Annotated in this window: 1 protein-coding gene; it reads right to left on the bottom strand. The window is 67.0% G+C overall.

The annotated features are described in order from the left end of the window. Positions 1-1,894: FG-GAP-like repeat-containing protein (locus BGIM_RS65350; RefSeq protein ID WP_020476079.1), on the bottom strand; the 1,894-nt coding region annotated here is incomplete at its 3' end. Positions 1,895-1,979: the final 85 nt, after the last annotated feature.

The raw sequence follows: 1,979 nt of genomic DNA, 5'->3' as shown, positions 1-1,979 counted from the left end.
CGTCCCCGTTCACGTCCCCGATCACCACCGAAATCGGTCCGGCGCCGACGCCGGCGAAGTTTGGGGGAGCGCCAAACGAGCCGTCGCCGTTCCCCAGCAGGACGCTGACGGTGTCGCTGATGATGTTGGCGGTGACGAGGTCGGGCTTGCCGTCCCCGTTCACGTCAACGACCACCACCGAAAACGGCTCGGCGCCGACGGTGACGGGCGAGCCGGGGGCGGGGGCAAACGAGCCGTCGCCGTTCCCCAGCAGGACGCTGACGGTGTCGCTGATGATGTTGGCGGTGACGAGGTCGGGCTTGCCGTCCCCGTTCACGTCAACGACCACCACCGAAAACGGCCCAGAGCCGACAGAGACGGGTGAACCGGGGGCGGGGACAAACGTGCCGTCCTTGGTCCCCAGCAGCACGCTGACCGTGTTACCGCCGAAGTTGGCGGTGACGAGGTCGGGCCGGCCGTCTCCGTTCACGTCCCCCACCGACACCGACGACGGGGCGAGACCAACGAGAAATTCGGGGTTCTCGAAATCTCCGCCACCGAGGGCGTTGCCGGCGTTGTCGTTGATGGAGTTGCCGGCGGCGAGGTTGAGGCCGATGCTTCCGGCGCCGGACCCGGAGGCCACGGTGACGGTGTAGTGGATATGATCCGTGGTGCTGGGTTCGCCGATCGAGGCGCCGGTGACGCCGGTGGCGGCGAGGGCAAAATCGGTCTTGTCCACGTTCAAGACGGGTTCGGAGAAGGTCACGTCGAATTTCAACGCCGCCCCGATGGCTTGTGTGGCGGCGCCGTTGAGCGTGATGGTCGCCGTGGGGGCGGTGGTGTCGATCTTCAGAGTCCCGGTCGGATTGGTCACGGCGCCGCTGAGATCGACAACGCCAAGATCGGCGCCGTTGAGGTTGAAGGCGGTCACGGCCAGATCGTCGGTGTTGTCTCCGGGCTTGATGGTGTAGACGAATGTCAACGCCGACGTGCCCGACCCGCCGGAATAGGCGGCCGTGGCCCCGTCGTCAAGCGTAAGCGTCGGCAGGCCGTGCGTGCTGTCCACCGTCACGGCTTTGTCGAAGTGGACGGTGAGGGTCACCGTCTGGCCCGCCCGCAGATCGCCCGCCCCGGCGGTGATCCCCAAGCCCGAGGCCGTCACCGAGGTGACAACGGCCGGCGCCTCCAGCGTGTATACCGGCCCGGTCTGGACCGTCGCCCCATTTAGCAGGACGCTGACGGTGCGGTCAAATTGATTGGAGGTGACAATATCAGGCAGACCGTCCCCGTTCACATCCGCGACCGCCACCGATAAGGGACGCGAACCGACGGGTAAGTCGCCGACATTGGTGAACGATCCGTCTCCGGTCCCCAGCAACACGCTGACGCTGTTGCTGCCGGAGTTGGCGGTGACGAGGTCGGGTTTGCCGTCCCCGTTCACGTCACCCAGCGACACCGAATACGGACCTCGGCCGACGGTGACGGGGGAACCTGGTGCGGCGGCGAAGGTGCCGTTCCCGTTCCCCAGCAGGACGCTGACGGTATTGGCGTTTTCGTCGGCGGTGACAAGGTCGGGCCGGCCGTCCCCGTTCACGTCACCGACCACCACCGAATTCGGCCCGGCGCCGACGGGGACGGGGGAGCCGGAGGCGGCGGCAAACGTGCCGTCGCCGTTGCCCAGCAGGACGCTGACGGTGTTGCCGTGGAAGTTGGCGGTGACGAGGTCGGGCTCGCCGTCCCCGTTCACGTCACCAACCGACACCGAATACGGCCCGGCGCCGACGGGGACGGGGGAACCTGGGGCGGCGGCGAAGGTGCCGTCCCCGTTCCCCAGCAGGACGCTGACGGTGTTGTCGTTGAAGTTGGCGATGACGAGGTCGGGCCGGCCGTCCCCGTTCACGTCACCAACCGACACCGAAGCCGACCCGGCGCTGACGGGGCAGTCGTGTGAAGATCTTTGGAAATCGTAACGTCTGATGAGAGCGGGAGTTATTATTCGC

Source organism: Zavarzinella formosa DSM 19928 (genome assembly GCF_000255705.1).
In the GTDB taxonomy this organism is placed as follows: Bacteria; Planctomycetota; Planctomycetia; order Gemmatales; family Gemmataceae; genus Zavarzinella; species Zavarzinella formosa.
This window is presented reverse-complemented; position numbering and strand designations above follow the sequence as displayed.